General features: G+C 66.2%; 16 protein-coding genes. 10 read left to right on the plus strand and 6 right to left on the minus strand.

Annotated elements, in window-relative coordinates; genetic code table 11:
* Positions 1-18: 18 nt before the first annotated feature.
* Complete coding sequence (locus G6N55_RS20370) at positions 19-735, plus strand: acetoacetate decarboxylase family protein (protein ID WP_139826930.1); 717 nt, start codon at positions 19-21, stop codon at positions 733-735.
* Positions 732-1,925 carry a cytochrome P450 gene (locus tag G6N55_RS20375; RefSeq protein WP_085223420.1) on the plus strand — a complete coding sequence of 398 codons (1,194 nt, stop codon included), beginning with the start codon at positions 732-734 and terminating at the stop codon, positions 1,923-1,925. The genes G6N55_RS20370 and G6N55_RS20375 overlap by 4 nt, the downstream gene beginning before the upstream one ends.
* 69 nt (positions 1,926-1,994) lie before the next feature.
* On the opposite strand, the gene G6N55_RS20380 is transcribed toward G6N55_RS20375, so the two are convergent.
* Positions 1,995-2,858: a hypothetical protein gene (locus G6N55_RS20380; protein ID WP_085223422.1), complete on the minus strand. Its 864-nt coding sequence runs from the start codon at positions 2,856-2,858 to the stop codon at positions 1,995-1,997.
* Positions 2,859-3,017: 159 nt separating this feature from the next.
* Complete coding sequence (locus G6N55_RS20385) at positions 3,018-3,860, minus strand: crotonase/enoyl-CoA hydratase family protein (protein WP_139826931.1); 843 nt, start codon at positions 3,858-3,860, stop codon at positions 3,018-3,020.
* 34 nt (positions 3,861-3,894) lie between these two features.
* On the opposite strand from G6N55_RS20385, the gene G6N55_RS20390 reads away from it, so the two are divergent.
* Genes G6N55_RS20390 through G6N55_RS20405 form a run of 4 tightly spaced genes read left to right on the plus strand, consistent with a single transcriptional unit; the run spans position 3,895 to position 8,725 of the window.
* Positions 3,895-5,550, plus strand: coding sequence for an acyl-CoA synthetase (locus tag G6N55_RS20390; protein WP_085223939.1), 1,656 nt, complete (start codon positions 3,895-3,897; stop codon positions 5,548-5,550).
* Positions 5,551-5,554: 4 nt separating this feature from the next.
* Positions 5,555-6,328 carry a fructosamine kinase family protein gene (locus G6N55_RS20395; RefSeq protein WP_085223424.1) on the plus strand — a complete coding sequence of 258 codons (774 nt, stop codon included), beginning with the start codon at positions 5,555-5,557 and terminating at the stop codon, positions 6,326-6,328.
* A gap of 25 nt (positions 6,329-6,353) precedes the next feature.
* The gene (locus G6N55_RS20400) at positions 6,354-7,178 is read left to right on the plus strand and encodes an amidohydrolase family protein (protein ID WP_085223941.1); all 825 of its coding nucleotides are present in this window, start codon (positions 6,354-6,356) and stop codon (positions 7,176-7,178) included.
* On the plus strand, positions 7,175-8,725 hold the full coding sequence (locus G6N55_RS20405) for an acetolactate synthase large subunit (protein ID WP_085223426.1): 1,551 nt from the start codon (positions 7,175-7,177) through the stop codon (positions 8,723-8,725). The genes G6N55_RS20400 and G6N55_RS20405 overlap by 4 nt, the downstream gene beginning before the upstream one ends.
* Before the next feature lie 35 nt (positions 8,726-8,760).
* Here G6N55_RS20405 and G6N55_RS20410 read toward each other — a convergent pair whose 3' ends face one another.
* Genes G6N55_RS20410 through G6N55_RS20425 form a run of 4 tightly spaced genes read right to left on the minus strand, consistent with a single transcriptional unit; the run spans position 8,761 to position 13,296 of the window.
* On the minus strand, positions 8,761-9,474 hold the full coding sequence (locus G6N55_RS20410; RefSeq protein ID WP_085223428.1) for a serine hydrolase: 714 nt from the start codon (positions 9,472-9,474) through the stop codon (positions 8,761-8,763).
* A 4-nt stretch (positions 9,475-9,478) separates the two neighbouring features.
* The gene (gene fadD17, locus G6N55_RS20415) at positions 9,479-10,987 is read right to left on the minus strand and encodes a long-chain-fatty-acid--CoA ligase FadD17 (RefSeq protein WP_085223430.1); all 1,509 of its coding nucleotides are present in this window, start codon (positions 10,985-10,987) and stop codon (positions 9,479-9,481) included.
* Positions 10,988-10,991: 4 nt separating this feature from the next.
* On the minus strand, positions 10,992-12,089 hold the full coding sequence (locus tag G6N55_RS20420; protein ID WP_085223432.1) for an acyl-CoA dehydrogenase family protein: 1,098 nt from the start codon (positions 12,087-12,089) through the stop codon (positions 10,992-10,994).
* A gap of 28 nt (positions 12,090-12,117) precedes the next feature.
* A complete protein-coding gene (locus G6N55_RS20425; protein WP_085223434.1) occupies positions 12,118-13,296 on the minus strand; it encodes an acyl-CoA dehydrogenase in 1,179 nt (392 codons plus the stop codon).
* Positions 13,297-13,487: 191 nt separating this feature from the next.
* On the opposite strand from G6N55_RS20425, the gene G6N55_RS20430 reads away from it, so the two are divergent.
* The 4 genes from G6N55_RS20430 to G6N55_RS20445 all read left to right on the plus strand — a co-directional run bounded on the left by G6N55_RS20430 (position 13,488) and on the right by G6N55_RS20445 (position 16,478).
* Complete coding sequence (locus G6N55_RS20430) at positions 13,488-13,679, plus strand: ferredoxin (RefSeq protein WP_085223436.1); 192 nt, start codon at positions 13,488-13,490, stop codon at positions 13,677-13,679.
* A gap of 34 nt (positions 13,680-13,713) precedes the next feature.
* On the plus strand, positions 13,714-14,628 hold the full coding sequence (locus G6N55_RS20435; RefSeq protein WP_085223438.1) for a 3-oxoacyl-ACP reductase: 915 nt from the start codon (positions 13,714-13,716) through the stop codon (positions 14,626-14,628).
* Between the two features lie 235 nt (positions 14,629-14,863).
* On the plus strand, positions 14,864-15,628 hold the full coding sequence (locus G6N55_RS20440) for an MlaE family ABC transporter permease (protein ID WP_085223944.1): 765 nt from the start codon (positions 14,864-14,866) through the stop codon (positions 15,626-15,628).
* A gap of 7 nt (positions 15,629-15,635) precedes the next feature.
* The gene (locus G6N55_RS20445; RefSeq protein ID WP_085223440.1) at positions 15,636-16,478 is read left to right on the plus strand and encodes an MlaE family ABC transporter permease; all 843 of its coding nucleotides are present in this window, start codon (positions 15,636-15,638) and stop codon (positions 16,476-16,478) included.
* The last annotated feature ends 19 nt before the right edge of the window (positions 16,479-16,497 follow it).

The following is a 16,497-nucleotide window of genomic DNA, read 5'->3' on the forward strand; positions in this document are numbered from 1 at the left end:
GGGTTCTAGATTGACCGGATGACTGTGTCGCAGCACACCATCGCGGGCACCGTCCTCACCATGCCGGTGAGGATCCGCCAGGCAAATCAGCACATGGCGATGTTCTCGGTGGACGCCGACGCCGCTCAGCATCTGATCGACTACAGCGGCCTGCGGGTCTGCCGCTACCTGCCCGGGCGCGCGATCGTGGTCCTGATGCTGATGCACTACATCGACGGCGACCTGGGCCAGTACTACGAATTCGGCACCAGCGTGATGGTCAACCCGCCCGGGTCGACCGCGAGCGGGCCGCGCGCCCTGGGCTCGGCCGGCGCCTTCATTCACCACCTGCCCGTCGACCAGCCGTTCACGCTCGAGGCGGGGACGAAGATCTGGGGCTATCCGAAAGTCATGGCGGACTTCACGATTCGCGAGGGCCGCCAGTTCGGCTTCGACTGCGTGATAGACGGGCAATTGGTGATCGGCATGGACTTCCGTCCCGGCCTGCCGATTCGGCTGACCCCACGCCAGCAGGCGCAGCGCAGCTACTCCCACCGCGACGGGATCACCCGCGAGACCGCCTTCGAGCACACCCTGGACGGTGTGCGGACGCGCCTTGGTGGCGTGAGCGTTCGGCTGGGCGAGCACCCCTATGCGAAAGAACTTGCGTCGCTTGGACTTCCGAAGCGCGCGATGTTATCCAGCTCTGCTGACCACGTTCAAATGACATTCGGTGACGCCCAGGAGATCTCATGACCATGATCAAACCCGACGTCGACTTGACCGACGGGGCTTTCTACGCCGGTGACTCCCGACCTGTCTACAAGTGGATGCGCGAGCACGAGCCGGTCTTCCGGGATCGCAACGGGCTGGCCGCGGCGGCGACGTATCAGTCCGTCATCGACGCCGAGCGCAACCCCGAGCTGTTCTCGAATGCCGGCGGCATCCGCCCCGACCAGCCGGGCGTCGAGATGATGATCGAGATGGACGATCCGCAACATCTGTTGCGCCGCAAGCTCGTCAACTATGGGTTCACCCGCAAGCGGGTGAAGAACCTCGAGGCCTCGATCACCTCGCTGTGCGACACGCTGATCGACGCGGTGTGCGAACGCGGCGAGTGTGATTTCGTCTGGGACCTGGCCGCGCCCCTGCCGATGGCGGTCATCGGCGACATGCTCGGTGTGCGTCCCGAGGAACGCGCGATGTTCCTCAAGTGGTCCGACGATCTGGTCAGTTCCTTGAGCAGCACCGCGGCCGAGGCGGATATCCAGGTCACGATGGAGGCGTTCGCCACCTACAGCCAATACATGATGGGCATGATCGAGGCCCGCAAGAAGGAAGCGACCGACGACCTGGTCAGCGTCCTGGTGCATGCGGAGGTCGAAGGGTCCAAATTGGAGGACCACCAGATCGTCACCGAGGTGCTGCTGCTGCTGATCGGCGGCGACGAGACCACGCGGCACACGCTGTCGGGCGGAACGCGGCAGCTGCTGCTGCACCCCGATCAGCACAAGCGTCTGGTGGGTGATTTGAGCCTGCTGCCCAACGCAATTGAAGAGATGCTGCGCTGGACCGCGCCGGTGAAGAACATGGCCCGCACGATCACCGCCGATACCGAGTTCCATGGGACCCAGTTGCACGAGGGCGAGAAGATGATCCTGCTGTTCGAGTCGGCGAACTTCGACGAGAAGGTCTTCGAGGAGCCGGAGAGCTTCAACATCGAGCGCTACCCGAACAACCACCTCGCGTTCGGCTTCGGCACCCACTTCTGTCTCGGCAACCAGCTTGCCCGTCTCGAGCTGTCGATCATGCAGACCCGCCTGTTGCAGCGCCTGCCGGACCTGCGGCTGGCCTCGGATGCCGCGCTGCCGTTGCGTCCGGCGAACTTCGTGTCCGGCCTGGAGAAGATGCCGGTCGCATTCACCCCGAGCGCGCCACTCGGCTAAGCCTTTGCGCCGTGCCCCACCTTTACGCCTTGCCCCACCTTTACGCCGAACGTGCTCTGGTGGCGGGATTTAGGCGATTTTCTCGCCCTGAGAGCACGTTCGGCGGGACCAGGCCGCTGAAAGCCGGAACAGAATGCCGCCCGGGAGGTCTTCGGCCGTGACGCGCACGATGACCCAGCCGAGTTCGGTCAAAGCCTCGTAGCGTGCGATATCCCGATTGAATTGTCTGCGGTCCGTCCGATGGTGATCCCCCTCGTACTCGACGCCGACTTTGATGTCTTCCCAACCCATGTCGAGCACAGCTACGAGCTCGCTGTACTGGCCGTAGACCGGGATCTGCGTCCGCGGCCGCGGATAACCCGCCTCGATGAGCAGTAGCCGCAACCATGTTTCGCGGGGTGAATCGGCTCCGCCGTCGACCAGTTTCAGTGCTCGCCTGGCACGTCTGACATTTCGGTGTCCTTTGTAGCGTTCGGCGATTAACTCCACGTCGGCGATATCTAGTCTGGTCGCCCGAACCAGTGCGTCGATGGCAACGACGGCATTGCTGACGGGATTGCGACACGCCAGGTCAAAGGCGGTCCGTGCCGGGGTAGTTGTCGACATTCCGTTGATCAGCTGCATCTCGTTGTCGGCGACGCGACCTATCCAGGTGCGGATTCCCGGTGGCGGCCGACGGTGTGGGTAAAGCAGCTGCGCAGGCGCTTGATGGCTGACCCACTTGGCGCCGTGCAGTGCAGATGCGGACTGCCCCGCGACAACGCCGCGCCGTCGTGACCACAGCCAGGCCGCGTGAGCCCGTGTGATAGGAGTGAGGTTCGCGCCGGCCGGCACGTAAACGTCGGGATAGACGGCGACGAATCGGCCACGTAACTCGTGGCGCGTCACGGCGCCCGATGCGCGCGCCTCGCTGCCGAGGAATGCTTCTGTCACGCGGCAAGTGTGCCGCCGAGCACCGACAGTCGCGTCGAACGTGCTCTCAGGGCGGAAAATTCGTCGAAAACCCTCCCTCAGAGCACGCTCGGCGAAAAGGGCGAGGCGAACGGGGCTCGGCGGAAAAGGGGGCTCGGCGAAAAGGGCGAGGCGAACGGCTTACTTGTTCTGGAAGTTGGGCTTGCGCTTCTCGGCGAAGGCTCGCGGGCCTTCCTTGGCGTCGTCGGACAAGAACACCTTGATGCCGATCTGGGTGTCGATCTTGAACGCGTCGTTCTCGTGCATGCCCTCGGTCTCGCGGATCGCCCGCAGAATCGCCTGCACGGCCAGCGGGCCGTTGTTCTCGATCAGCTCGGCGATCTCGAGCGCCTTGGTCAGCGCCTGCCCGTCGGGCACCAGGTGCCCGATCAGGCCCATCTCCTTGGCCTCGGCGGCGGTGATGTGCCGGCCGGTCAGCAGCAGGTCGCAGGCCACGGTGTAGGGGATCTGGCGCACCAGCCGGACGGCCGAACCGCCCATCGGGTAGAGGCTCCACTTGGCCTCGGAGATGCCGAACTTGGCGCTCTCGCCGGCGACGCGGATGTCGGTGCCCTGCAGAATCTCGGTGCCGCCGGCGATCGCCGGGCCCTCGACGGCCGCAATCAGCGGTTTGGTCAACCGCCGGCCTTTGAGCAGGGCGTCGATGCGTGACGGGTCGTAGCTGCCGTCCTTGAACGACTCGCCCGGCGGCTTTTTGGTTGCTGCCTTGAGGTCCATGCCGGCGCAGAAGTAGCCGCCGGCCCCGGTCAGGATGCAGCAGCGGATGTCGTCGTCGTTGTCGACGCGGTCCCAGGCCTGCACCATGATTTCCATCATTTCGGTGCTCAGCGCATTGCGGGCGTGCGGTCGGTTCAGGGTGACGATCAGGGTGTGACCGCGCTGCTCAACCAGCGCGTCGGGTCCCGTTGGTTCGTTTGCTGGTGCGTCGGCCACGGCTACCGCCCTTCCCTCGTCATCGAGCATGAACTTGTCAAGAAATGTAACACGTTCTAATTTGGTGGCCGTGGCCCTGAATATTGCCGATCTTGCCGAGCACGCCATCGACGCCGTGCCTGACCGTGTAGCCCTCATCTGCGGCGATCAACAGCTGACCTACGCCGAGCTGGAAGAGAAGGCCAACCGCCTCGCGCACTACCTGACCGAACAGGGCGTGAAGAAGGACGACAAGGTCGGCCTCTACTGCCGCAACCGCATCGAAATCGTCATCGCGATGCTCGGCATCATCAAGGCCGGCGCCATCCTGGTGAACGTCAACTACCGCTACGTCGAGGGCGAGCTTCGCTACCTGTTCGACAACTCCGACATGGTCGCGCTCGTCCACGAGCGTCAGTACTCCGACCGCGTCGCCAACGTGCTGCCCGAGACTCCGAACGTCAAGACGATCCTGGTCGTCGAGGACGGCAGCGACAACGATTTCCAGCGCTACGGCGGAGTCGAGTTCTACGCCGCGATCGCGGGAAGCTCACCCGAGCGCGACTTCGGCGAGCGCAGCGCCGACGACATCTACCTGCTCTACACCGGCGGCACGACGGGCTTCCCCAAGGGCGTGATGTGGCGCCACGAGGACATCTACCGCGTGCTGTTCGGTGGAACCGACTTCGCCACAGGCGAATTCATTGAGGACGAGTACGACCTGGCCAAGGCCGCCGCGGCCAACCCACCGATGGTGCGCCACCCGATTCCGCCGATGATCCACGGTGCGACCCAATCGGCCACCTGGATGTCGATCTTCTCGGGCCAAACCACCGTTCTGGCACCGGAATTCAACGCCGACGAAGTCTGGCGCACGATTCACGACCACAAGGTGAACCTGCTGTTCTTCACCGGCGACGCGATGGCACGGCCGCTGCTGGACGCGCTGCTGGCGCACCAGGACAAGGGCAACGAGTACGACCTGTCCTCGCTGTTCCTGCTCGCCTCCACCGCGGCGCTGTTCTCCCCGAGTATCAAGGAGAAGTTCCTCGAGCTGCTGCCCAACCGGGTCATCACCGACTCGATCGGCTCCTCGGAGACCGGCTTCGGCGGCACCAGCATCGTCGCCAAGGACGCCCCGCACAGCGGCGGCCCGCGCGTGACGATCGACCACCGCACCGTCGTCCTCGACGACGACGGCAACGAGGTCCAGCCGGGCTCCGGGGTCCGCGGCTTCATCGCCAAGAAGGGCAACATTCCCGTCGGCTACTACAAGGACGAGAAGAAGACCGCCGAGACGTTCAAGACCATCAACGGTGTCCGCTATGCCATCCCCGGCGACTACGCAACGGTCGAGGCGGACGGCACCGTCACGATGCTGGGTCGCGGCTCTGTCTCGATCAACAGCGGCGGCGAAAAGATCTACCCCGAGGAGGTCGAGGCCGCGCTCAAGGGGCACCCCGACGTCTTCGATGCGCTGGTGGTCGGTGTGCCCGATCCCCGCTACGGCCAGCACGTGGCCGCCGTCGTGCAAGCGCGGCCCGGGACGCGGCCGGCGTTGTCGGAGCTGGACAGCTTCGTGCGCTCCGAGATCGCGGGATACAAAGTGCCGCGCAGTCTTTGGCTCGTCGACGAGGTGAAGCGATCACCGGCCGGCAAGCCCGACTACCGCTGGGCCAAGGAGCAGACGGAGGCGCGTCCGGCCGACGACGTGCACGCCGCTCACGCGACGACTGCCTGACACCCTGACCGATTTCGTCAAACAGCACGCGGGCGCGCCCACCGGCTACTTCGCCTGGGAAGCAGCGGGGCTGCGATGGCTTTCGAGCGCCGAGGTCGACGGCGGGGTGCCCGGCGCGCCGATTGTTTCGGTTGACACAACGAGCCTGACCCTGCGACGACTCGAATCGGTGAGCCCGGATCCGGAGGCGGCGCGTGTGTTCGGCAGCCGACTGGCCGCCACGCATGACGCGGGCGCTCCGGCGTTCGGCGCGGGGCCCGACGGCTGGGACGGGCCGGGCTTCTTCGGGCCGTTGTCGCAACCCTTGCCGATGTCGCTGCGATCCCATCAACACTGGGGCGACTTCTACGCCGACGAGCGGTTGGCCCCGATGTTCGAGCTCGCGGCGGCGTGCCTGGATGCGTCCGCCCGGGCCGCGATCGTTGCCGTGCTGGCGCGTTGCCGGGCGGGCGATTTCGACGACGACGATCGGCCGGCCCGGCTGCACGGCGACTTGTGGGGCGGCAACGTGATGTGGACACCCGACGGTGTGGTGCTGATCGACCCGGCCGCGCACGGCGGGCATCGCGAGACCGACCTGGCGATGCTCGCGCTGTTCGGCTGCCCGCATTACGACGCCGTCGTCGCGGGCTACCAGCAGGTCCGCCCGCTGCATCCCGGTTGGCGCGATCGCATCGGGCTGCATCAACTCTTTCCGCTGCTGGCGCACGTCGTGCTGTTCGGAAGCGGGTACGCCGAGCGGACGCATGCTTGTGCCCGTGCCGCGCTGGCCCTCTGACGCGCGCGGCTACTGTGGAATGGCGATGACGATCGATGTGTGGATGCAGCACCCGACTGCGCGGTTCCTGCGCAGCGATTTCCTGGCCTCCCTGCGGCGCTGGACCGCCGGGTCGATACCGGATGCCGACATCCCGATCGAGGTCACCGTCGCCGCGATGGACGCGGCCGACGTAGGTTTCGGGCTGCTCAGTGCGTGGCACGGCCCCAATGGCCAGGATCTGGTCTCCAACGACGAGGTCGCGGAGTGGATTCGGTTGCATCCGAACCGGTTTGCCGGTCTTGCGACCGTCGACCTCGATCGCCCGATGGAGGCGGTCCGTGAGTTGCGGCGCCGGGTGGCCGAAGGATTCGTCGGCCTGCGGGTAGTGCCGTGGCTGTGGAACGCGCCGCCCACCGATCGCCGCTATTACCCGCTGTTCGCCGAGTGCGTCGAGGCCGGCGTTCCGTTCTGCACCCAGGTCGGCCACACCGGCCCGCTGCGACCCTCGGAGACCGGGCGCCCGATTCCCCACATCGACCAGGTTGCGCTGGACTTTCCCGAGCTGGTGATCGTGTGCGGACACGTCGGCTATCCATGGACCGAGGAGATGGTGGCCGTCGCGCGCAAGCATGAGAATGTCTACATCGATACGTCGGCGTACACGATCCGGCGGCTGCCCGACGAACTGATCCGGTTCATGAAAACCGGTACCGGACAACGCAAAGTCCTGTTCGGCACCAACTACCCGATGATCACTCACGCGCATGCTTTGGCCGGGCTCGACGAACTCGGTCTCGACGACGCGGCTCGCCACGACTTTCTCCACGGCAATGCCGAACGCGTATTCAGACTGGAGGCAAACAGGTGAACGGTGCGCAGGCTCTGATCAACACCCTGATCGACGGCGGCGTTGACGTGTGCTTCGCCAACCCCGGCACCTCGGAGATGCACTTCGTGGCCGCGTTGGACACCGTTCCCCAAATGCGCGGCGTGCTCGCTCTTTTCGAGGGCGTCGCCACGGGCGCGGCCGACGGATATGCGCGCATCGCCGATCGGCCGGCGGCAGTGTTGTTACACCTGGGCCCCGGATTGGGCAACGGCCTGGCCAACCTGCACAATGCGCGGCGCGCCCACGTGCCGATGGTGGTCGTCGTCGGCGATCACGCCACGTATCACAAAAAGTACGATGCCCCACTGGAATCCGACATCGGTGCGCTCGCGGGCAGTGTCTCGGGATGGGTGCGGCGCACGGGTGCCACGGCCGACGTCGCCCTCGACACCGCCGAGGCGGTCGCTACCAGCCGGGTCCGCTCGCAGATCTCCACCCTGATCTTGCCCGCCGACGTGTCGTGGTCGGACGGTGCCGAGCCCGCCGCTGTGACGCCGCCGCGGAGGGCCCAAGCCGACCCGCTGCTGGGGCCCGAGGTCGCCGAGGTGCTGCGGTCGGGAGAACCCGCGGTGATCATGGTGGGCGGCGACGCCACCCGTGGCCCGGGGCTGGCCGCGGCGGCGCGGATCGCGCGGGCGACCGGCGCGCGCTGGCTGTGCGAGACCTTCCCGACCCGCCTGGAACGCGGTGCCGGCGTTCCCGCCGTCGAGCGCCTGGCGTACTTCGCCGAGGCCGCCACCGCGCAACTGGACGGCGCCAAGCATCTGATCCTGGCCGGTGCGAAATCTCCGGTGTCCTTCTTCGCGTACCCGAACATGCCCAGCGACCTGGTGCCGGCGGGTTGCGAGGTGCACGTGCTCGCCGAGTACGTCGGTGCGGCCGACGCGCTGATCGCATTGGCCGACGAGATCGCACCCGGCACGGTTGCCCCGTTGGCCGCCGCGTCGCGCCCGCAGTTGCCGACCGGCGCGCTGACTTCCGCCTCGGCGGCCGACGTGATCGGAGCGCTGCTGCCGGAGCGGGCGATCGTCGTCGACGAGTCGAACACCTCGGGCCTGCTGCTGGCGCAGGCGACCGCCGGGGCGCCGGCCCATGACTGGCTGACGTTGACCGGCGGGGCGATCGGCTACGGCATCCCCGCCGCGGTGGGTGCGGCGGTGGCCGCCCCGGACCGCCCGGTGCTGTGCCTGGAATCCGACGGGTCCGCGATGTACACGATTTCGGGACTGTGGACCCAGGCGCGCGAGAGCCTCAACGTGACCACCGTGCTGTACGACAACAGCGCCTACGACATCTTGCGCATCGAGCTGCAACGCGTCGGCGCCGGGTCCGCTCCCGGACCGAAGGCGCTCGATCTGCTCGACTTATCGCGCCCCGCAATGGATTTCGTCAACATTTCCGAAGGTATGGGGGTACCTGCCCGGCGCGTGCACACCGCCGAAGAGCTCGCCGATGCGCTGCGCGAAGCCTTCGCCGAGCCCGGGCCGCATCTGATCGACGCGGTGGTGCCGTCGATCACGGGTTAGGCGGCTTTCAGGCCCGCTGTGGAATTCGATGTCCGTCAATAGCGGGCCAGCACGGGAAGCCGGCTGACGAGCCAATCCGTCACCGTATTGACGACCTCGACCCCGGTTTCAAAGCCGCCGTCGCGGACTTCGGCCGCCAATGCCACGCCCCATTCCCCCGAAGGCGTGGGCAGGATCCCGAACTGTCGCACCAGGTACTCGCCGTCGGTGCCCGGGCCCCAACCGCCCTTCGCCGCAGAGCCATTGGCGGCCAGGCCCCAGCGGTGATCGGGCGTGAGGTCGGTCATCAGCTCGATCACGTCCGCGGCGTCGGGGATCAGCGGCAACTCGGCGGCGAACCGAGCTTGCCGTTGCAGAGTCCACTGCGTCTGGCCGAATGCGGTGAAACCACGCCGAAGCCGCCGCGATTCGACCACCGTCGCGGTGTCTCCGCCCTCGGCGACGACGCCCTGTACCTTGCGTGCCGCGTCGACCGGGTCGCCCAGCAGCGACCACAACTGCTCGGATGCGCGATTGTCGGATTCGGTGATGGCCTTGATGGCCAGCTCTTTGGCGCTGAGCCAGTCGCTGCGCAACGCCGCGATCGCCAGGGGCACCTTGATCGTCGACCAGGCGACGCCCGACCACCACCTGCCCAGTGAATAGGTCCGGTCCGGGCGGGCGATCGCGACGCCAATGTTGGCCGGTACCACGTCGGAAAGCTGCTCAAAGCTGGCTTCCAGCGCCAACTCCAGGGGCCGCGACGTCATCGGGTTATCGGGGTATCGGCCATACCCGATCATGACAGTCGATACCTTCGGCCGCCAACTGGCGTTTGAGCACCTTGAATGTCACCGTCCGCGGGAGCTCCGCGCTGACCCTGATGTACGACGGCCATTGCCTGGGGCCCAGGTCGGGCTGCTCGGCCAGAAACACCCGAAATTTCTCGGCGTCGAACTCGCTGCCCTGCGTCATCACCAGCGCGGCCATCACCTGGTCGCCGACCACCGGATCGGGGATCGCGTACACGGCGACCTCGGCCGCATCGGGGTAGCGCAGCAGTACTCGTTCGATCGGCGCCGCGCCGAGATTTTCGCCGTCGACCCGCATCCAATCGCCAAGGCGCCCAGCGAAGTATGCGTACCCGGCCTCGTCGCGATAGGCGAGGTCGCCACTGTGGTAGACCCCGCCCGCCATTCGCTCGGCCTCGGCGGCCGCGTCGTTGTAGTAACCCTCGAAACGGCCTGGGCCGCTGGTGTTTACCAGCTCGCCGACGACGCCCACTTCGCAGGGCTTGCCGGTGTCGGGATCGACGATGTCCAGCCCTTCGGTCAGCGGTCCCAGGGCGCCCGGCGGCGTATCGGGGGTGCGGGCGATCGCGACTCCGCCTTCGGTCGAGCCGAATCCGTCCTGGACTGCGCAGCCGAATCGGCGGCCGAACCGTTCGATGTCGGCGGGCACCCCCTCGTTGCCGTACACCGCCCGCAACGGGTTGTCCGCGTCGTCGGGTTGCTCCGGCGTCGCCAGCACATAGGACAGCGGCTTACCCACGTAGTTGGCGTAGGTGGCGCCGTAGCGACGCACATCCGGCAAGAATCCAGACGCGGAGAACTTGCGCCGCAACGCCATTGATCCCTGACACGCCGCTGCTACCGCCCAGCCGACCAGCACCGCGTTGGAATGGAACAACGGCATCGACACGTAACAGACGTCGTCGCGGCCGAGGTTGAATCGCTGTGACATCGTAATTCCGGCGATCGCGACCTTGCCGTGGCTGCACTTCACCGCCTTCGGCTCGCCGCTGGTGCCCGACGTGAAGATCAGCATGAAGAGGTCTTCGGCCGACGCGGACTGGAAACTCAATTCGGCGTCGCGATGCGCGTCGACTTCGGCGGCCCACTGCGCCGAGTCGACGTTCAGGTGGCCGATATCATCCAGTGTCGCAGCCGATTTCGAATCCGCCAGCACCAGCTGGCAGTCGGCTCGGCTGATGTCGCGGGACAGCGCCTCGCCGCGGCGTACCGGGTTGAGGCCAACGGGCACAATCCCCGACATCCCGGCCGCCACCAACATCGCCGAGAAGAACGGCGTGTTTTCCAGCAGCACGCCGATATGAGGTGGCCGGTTCGGGTCCAGGCGTTCGCGCAGCGTCGCGGCTATCGCGGCCCCGTGCTGCAGGTGATCGCGCCAGCTGGTGAACGACTCCTCGAAGTAGACACCCCGGTCGTCGACCTCGGCCAGCGGCGCCAGCAGTTTGGTGACCGTGGGATCGGTCGGAATCACGAAGTCAGGCAGGGGTTTCCGCCAGCTCGCGACCGATCTTGCGCAGCTGGGCGGTCGCGCCGCCCAGCGCGAACTCGGCCTCCTTGGCCGCCAGGAAGTAGCGGTGCGCCGGGTGGTCGGTGTCGACGCCGACGCCGCCGTGCACGTGCACGATGGTGTGGGCGACCCGGTGTCCGGCGTCGGCGGCCCAGAACGCGGCGCTGGCCACATCGATCTCGGCCGGGATGTCTTCGGAGACCTTCCACGCCGCTTGGGTGAGCGTCAACCGCAGCCCCTTGACGTCGATGTAGCCGTCGGCCAGTCGCTGCGACACCGCTTGGAAGCTGCCGATCGGGCGGTCGAATTGCTCACGCTCGCGGGCATATTCGGCGGTCATCTGCAGCCCGCGATCGAGCACCCCGAGTTGATACGCGGTGCGTCCCAGGGTTCCGAGCGTGCCGAGCCACCCGGCGACTTCGCTTCCGCCGACCTTGCGCGCATCGCCGGTCGCGACGCCGTCCAGCGCCAGGTGCCCGACGCTGTTCTTGCCGGTGGTCGCCAGCGTGGTCACGCTGACGCCCGGGTCTTCGGCGCTTACCAGGAAAACAGCTGTGCCGGACTCGGTTTCGGCGGGAACCAGGAACGCGTCCGCGACGGGGCCGAAGAAGACCTGGGTGCGGGTCCCGGTCAGCTTGTAGCCGTCGCCGGCGCGGGTGGCCTGCACGGGACCCTCACCCATCTCGCCGTCCAGCGCGATCGTCAGTATCTTCTCGCCCTTGACGGCCGGCACTCCCCAGCTCTGCTGTAGTTCCTCGGAGCCGAACCGCGCCAGCACTCCGGCGCCCAACATCACCGATTCCAGGTAGGGCACGGCGGCCAGCTGGCGGCCCAGCGCGACCAGGATCGCGACCTGCTCGAGCACACCGAAACCGTCACCGCCCAGCGAGGACGCCGATGCACTGGTCAGGATGTCGGCGTCGACCAGCTTCTGCCACAGGCCGCGGTCGAATCGCTGCTCGAGCCCGTCGAGTTCGCGCTGGTGCTCCGGCGTGCACACCGAGTCCACGATCGTGTCGACCAGGCCGCCGAGGTCATTCGCCGCTTCGGTTGTCGTGAAATCCATGTTCGTCCTTCTCGATGCTCAGCGGTACTTAGCGGTTTCGAGGCAGGCCGAGGGCGACCATGCCGATGATGTCGCGCTGCACCTCGTTGGTGCCGCCGCCGAAGGTCAGGATCAGGCACGCCCGGTGCATCCGCTCGACCCGGCCACGCAGCAAAGCGCCCGGCGAATCCTGGCGCACCGTCGCCGCGGTACCCAGGACCTCCATCAGCAGCCGGTAGGCCTCGGTGGCCAGCTCGGTGCCGTACACCTTCGCCGCCGACGCATCCGCCGGCCCGAGGTCGTGGCCTTCCGCCGATGCGAGTTCCCAGTTGATCAGCTTGAGAACTTCGGCCTTGGCGTGCACCCGGGCCAGGTTCAACTGCACCCACTCGGAGTCGATCAGCCGGGCCCCGCCGTCGTCCTTGGTGTTCTGCGCCCATTCGCGAACCTCGCGCAGCGCCAGGAAGATCGGTTGCGGCGACACCAGGGCGACCCGCTCGTGGTTGAGCTGGTTGGTGACCAGCTTCCAGCCGCCGTTCTCCTCGCCGATCAGGTTCGTCACCGGAACCCGCACGTCGGAGTAATAGGTGGCGCTGGTGTCCACACCGGCCATGGTGTGCACGGGCGTCCAGGAGAAGCCCTCGGCCGTCGTCGGTACCGCGATCATCGAAATGCCGCGGTGCTTCTTGGCCTCGGGGTTGGTGCGCACCGCCAGCCAGACCCAGTCGGCGTAGGCGATCAGGCTGGTCCACATCTTCTGGCCGTTGATGACGTAGTCGTCGCCGTCGCGGACCGCCGTCGTGCGCAGGTTCGCCAGGTCGGTGCCGGCGCCGGGCTCGGAGTAGCCGATCGAGAAGTGCAGGTCTCCGGCGGCGATCTTGGGCAGGAAGAACTTCTTCTGCGCTTCGGTGCCGAACGCCATGATCGTCGGCGCCACGCTGTTGATCGTCAGGAACGGCACCGGCACGCCGGCGATCGCGGCCTCGTCGGTGAAGATCAGCGAGTCCATCGGGGAGCGGTCCTGGCCGCCGTATTCCTTGGGCCAGTTCAGGGTGAGCCACCCGTCCTTGCCCATCTGCGCGACGGTGTCGCGATACGCGTTGCCGGTGCCCACCTCGCCCTGCGTCGAGTGCAGCGCCTCGCGGCGTTCCGGCGTCATGAGCGCGGTGAAGTACGACCGCAGCTCGCGACGCAGCTCCTCCTGTTCAGGGGTGTAACTGATGCGCATTCCGGCCGTCCTTTTGGTTGAACGTGACAAGCGGCTATTCGACCAACGGCTACCCGTTCGCCTTCCCGGTTGTAACACGTTCTAGTCTGGGAATCCAGCGACCGTTTCCTCAGACGCACGTGAGCCCTATGGTGGAGCTACATTCTGTTGGGACCTAGGGCGAGATCCGGGCCAGCTTCAAGGAGGATGCCGTGCGGGTGATCGTGGATCGTGACCGGTGCGAAGGCAACGCGGTGTGCTTGGGAATCGCACCGGATATCTTCGACCTCGACGATGAGGACTACGCCGTCGTGAAGCTCGATCCGATTCCGTCCGACCAAGAAGATCTCGCCGAGCAGGCGATCGCCGAGTGCCCGCGCGCGGCGTTGCTGCGCGAAGACTAGCGGTGAGCGACCCGAAACTAGAGGTATTCATAAATTGACTAGCAGCACGAACGCGACCGATCTATCCGGAAAGGTCGCGGTGGTGACCGGTGCGGCCGCGGGGCTTGGGCGCGCCGAGGCGCTCGGCCTCGCCCGCCTGGGCGCCACCGTCGTCGTCAACGACATCGCCGCCGCGCTGGACGCCTCGGATGTGATCGACGAGATCAGCGCCGCGGGCGCCAAGGCCGTCGCGGTGACGGGTGACATCAGCCAGCGCTCCACGGCCGACGAGCTGGTGTCCTGCGCCGACGGGCTGGGCGGACTCGACATCGTGGTCAACAACGCCGGCATCACCCGCGACCGGATGCTGTTCAACATGTCCGACGAGGAATGGGATCAGGTCATCGCCGTGCATCTGCGCGGGCATTTCCTGCTCACCCGCAACGCCGCGACCTACTGGCGCAGCCGGGCCAAGGACGCCGGGGGCTCGATCTTCGGCCGGATCGTCAACACCGCCTCCGAGGCGGGACTGGTGGGTCCGGTGGGGCAGGCCAACTACGGCGCCGCCAAGGCGGGCATCATTTCGCTCACCCTGACGGCCGCGCGGGCGCTGGGTCGCTACGGGGTGTGTGCCAACGCGATCTGCCCACGTGCGCGCACCGCGATGACGGCGGACGTGTTCGGCAGTGCACCGGATATAGAGGAAGGCGGCGTCGACCCGCTGTCACCTGAACACGTGGTGAACTTGGTGCAGTTCCTGTCGTCTCCGGCGGCCGCGGAGGTTAACGGCCAGGTGTTCATCGTTTACGGACCTCAGGTGACATTGGTCTCAGCTCCGACGGTCGAGCACCGGTTCACCGCGGACGGCGCCGCCTGGGAGTCGGCTCAGCTGAGCAGCACATTGCGTGACTACTTTGCTGGTCGGGATCCGGAACGTAACTTTTCCGCGACCGCCTTAATGGAACAATAGCGGCGCAACGCGTTTTCTCCGGGCGGAATCAGCTAGTAGAACGTGTGTCAGATTAGCAATACCGTAAGGCCGCTGACCAGGACAAATTGACGATTTAGCCAGAGATAACCTGTTCATTGACATGGTGAACTTCTTCTGAGTTAATATGATCCGGCTCACACGGAGCCGGCTGCGATTAAACACAACGCAAAGGCGACGCATAGGCTTCGCCGTGAGCAGCGAAGGGGGCGCCGCGTTGATCGAACAGCTTGCGGTTCCGGCCCGCGCTGTCGGCGGGTTTTTCGAGATGATGATCGATACGGCCCGTGCCGCCTTCCGTCGACCGTTTCAAGGCCGCGAGTTCCTGGATCAGACGTGGATGATCGCGCGCGTGTCGCTGGTCCCGACGCTGTTGGTGTCGATCCCCTTCACCGTCCTGGTCGCCTTCACTCTCAATATTCTGCTCCGTGAAATCGGCGCGGCCGATTTGTCCGGCGCTGGAACGGCGTTCGGCACCATCACCCAGCTGGGCCCGGTGGTGACCGTGCTCGTCGTCGCCGGGGCGGGAGCCACCGCAATCTGTGCCGACCTGGGCGCCCGCACCATCCGTGAAGAAATCGACGCGATGCGGGTGCTCGGCATCGACCCGATCCACCGGCTCGTCGTTCCGCGCGTTCTGGCGTCGACCGTTGTCGCCCTGCTGCTGAACGGTTTGGTGTGCGCCATCGGTTTATCCGGTGGCTATGTTTTCTCTGTCTTCCTCCAGGGCGTCAACCCGGGCGCATTCATCAACGGGTTGACCGTGTTGACCGGACTGCGCGAATTGGTGCTCGCCGAAGTGAAGGCGCTGTTGTTCGGCGTGATGGCCGGCCTCGTCGGGTGCTACCGCGGCCTGACCGTCAAGGGTGGGCCGAAGGGCGTCGGCAACGCGGTCAACGAAACCGTCGTCTATGCGTTCATCTGTCTGTTCGTCATCAACGTGGTGATGACGGCCATCGGCGTGCGGTTCTCGACGAAGTGATCACTCGATGAGCTACGACTTCACTTTCCGGCTTCGTAACGTCGCTTCGCGGCTGCAGGGGCCGGTCGACGACTTCGGCGAGCAGGCGCTGTTCTACGGCCAAACCGTGCGCTACGTCCCCAACGCGCTCACCCGGTACCGCAAGGAGACGATCCGGCTCGTCGCGGAGATGACGCTGGGTGCGGGCGCGCTCGTGATGATCGGCGGCACGGTCGGCGTTGCGGCATTCCTGACGCTGGCCTCCGGTGGGGTCATCGCCGTGCAGGGTTACTCGTCGCTGGGCAACATCGGCATCGAGGCATTGACCGGCTTCCTGTCGGCGTTCCTGAACGTGCGTGTGGTTGCCCCGGTCATCGCCGGCATCGCGCTGGCGGCGACCATCGGCGCCGGTGCCACCGCCCAATTGGGTGCCATGCGTGTCTCCGAGGAAATCGACGCCGTCGAATGCATGGCGGTGCACTCGGTGTCCTATCTGGTGTCGACGCGGCTGATCGCCGGCCTGGTCGCGATCATCCCGCTGTATTCGCTGTCGGTGCTGGCCGCGTTCTTCGCTGCCCGCTTCACCACGGTCTTCATCAACGGGCAGTCGGCCGGTCTCTACGACCACTACTTCAATACGTTCCTCATCCCGTCGGACCTCCTTTGGTCGTTCCTGCAGGCCATCGTGATGTCCATCGCGGTGATGCTGGTCCATACCTACTACGGCTACAACGCCAGCGGTGGGCCGGTAGGCGTGGGCATCGCGGTCGGTCAGGCGGTGCGGACCTCGCTGATCGTCGTCGTCGTCATTACTTTGTTCATCTCGCTGGCCGTTTACGGCGCTTCCGGTAACTTCAACCTCTCGGGGTAAGGGGGACCGCTTAATTCAT

The organism is Mycobacterium florentinum, assembly GCF_010730355.1.
GTDB classification, from domain to species: Bacteria; Actinomycetota; Actinomycetes; order Mycobacteriales; family Mycobacteriaceae; genus Mycobacterium; species Mycobacterium florentinum.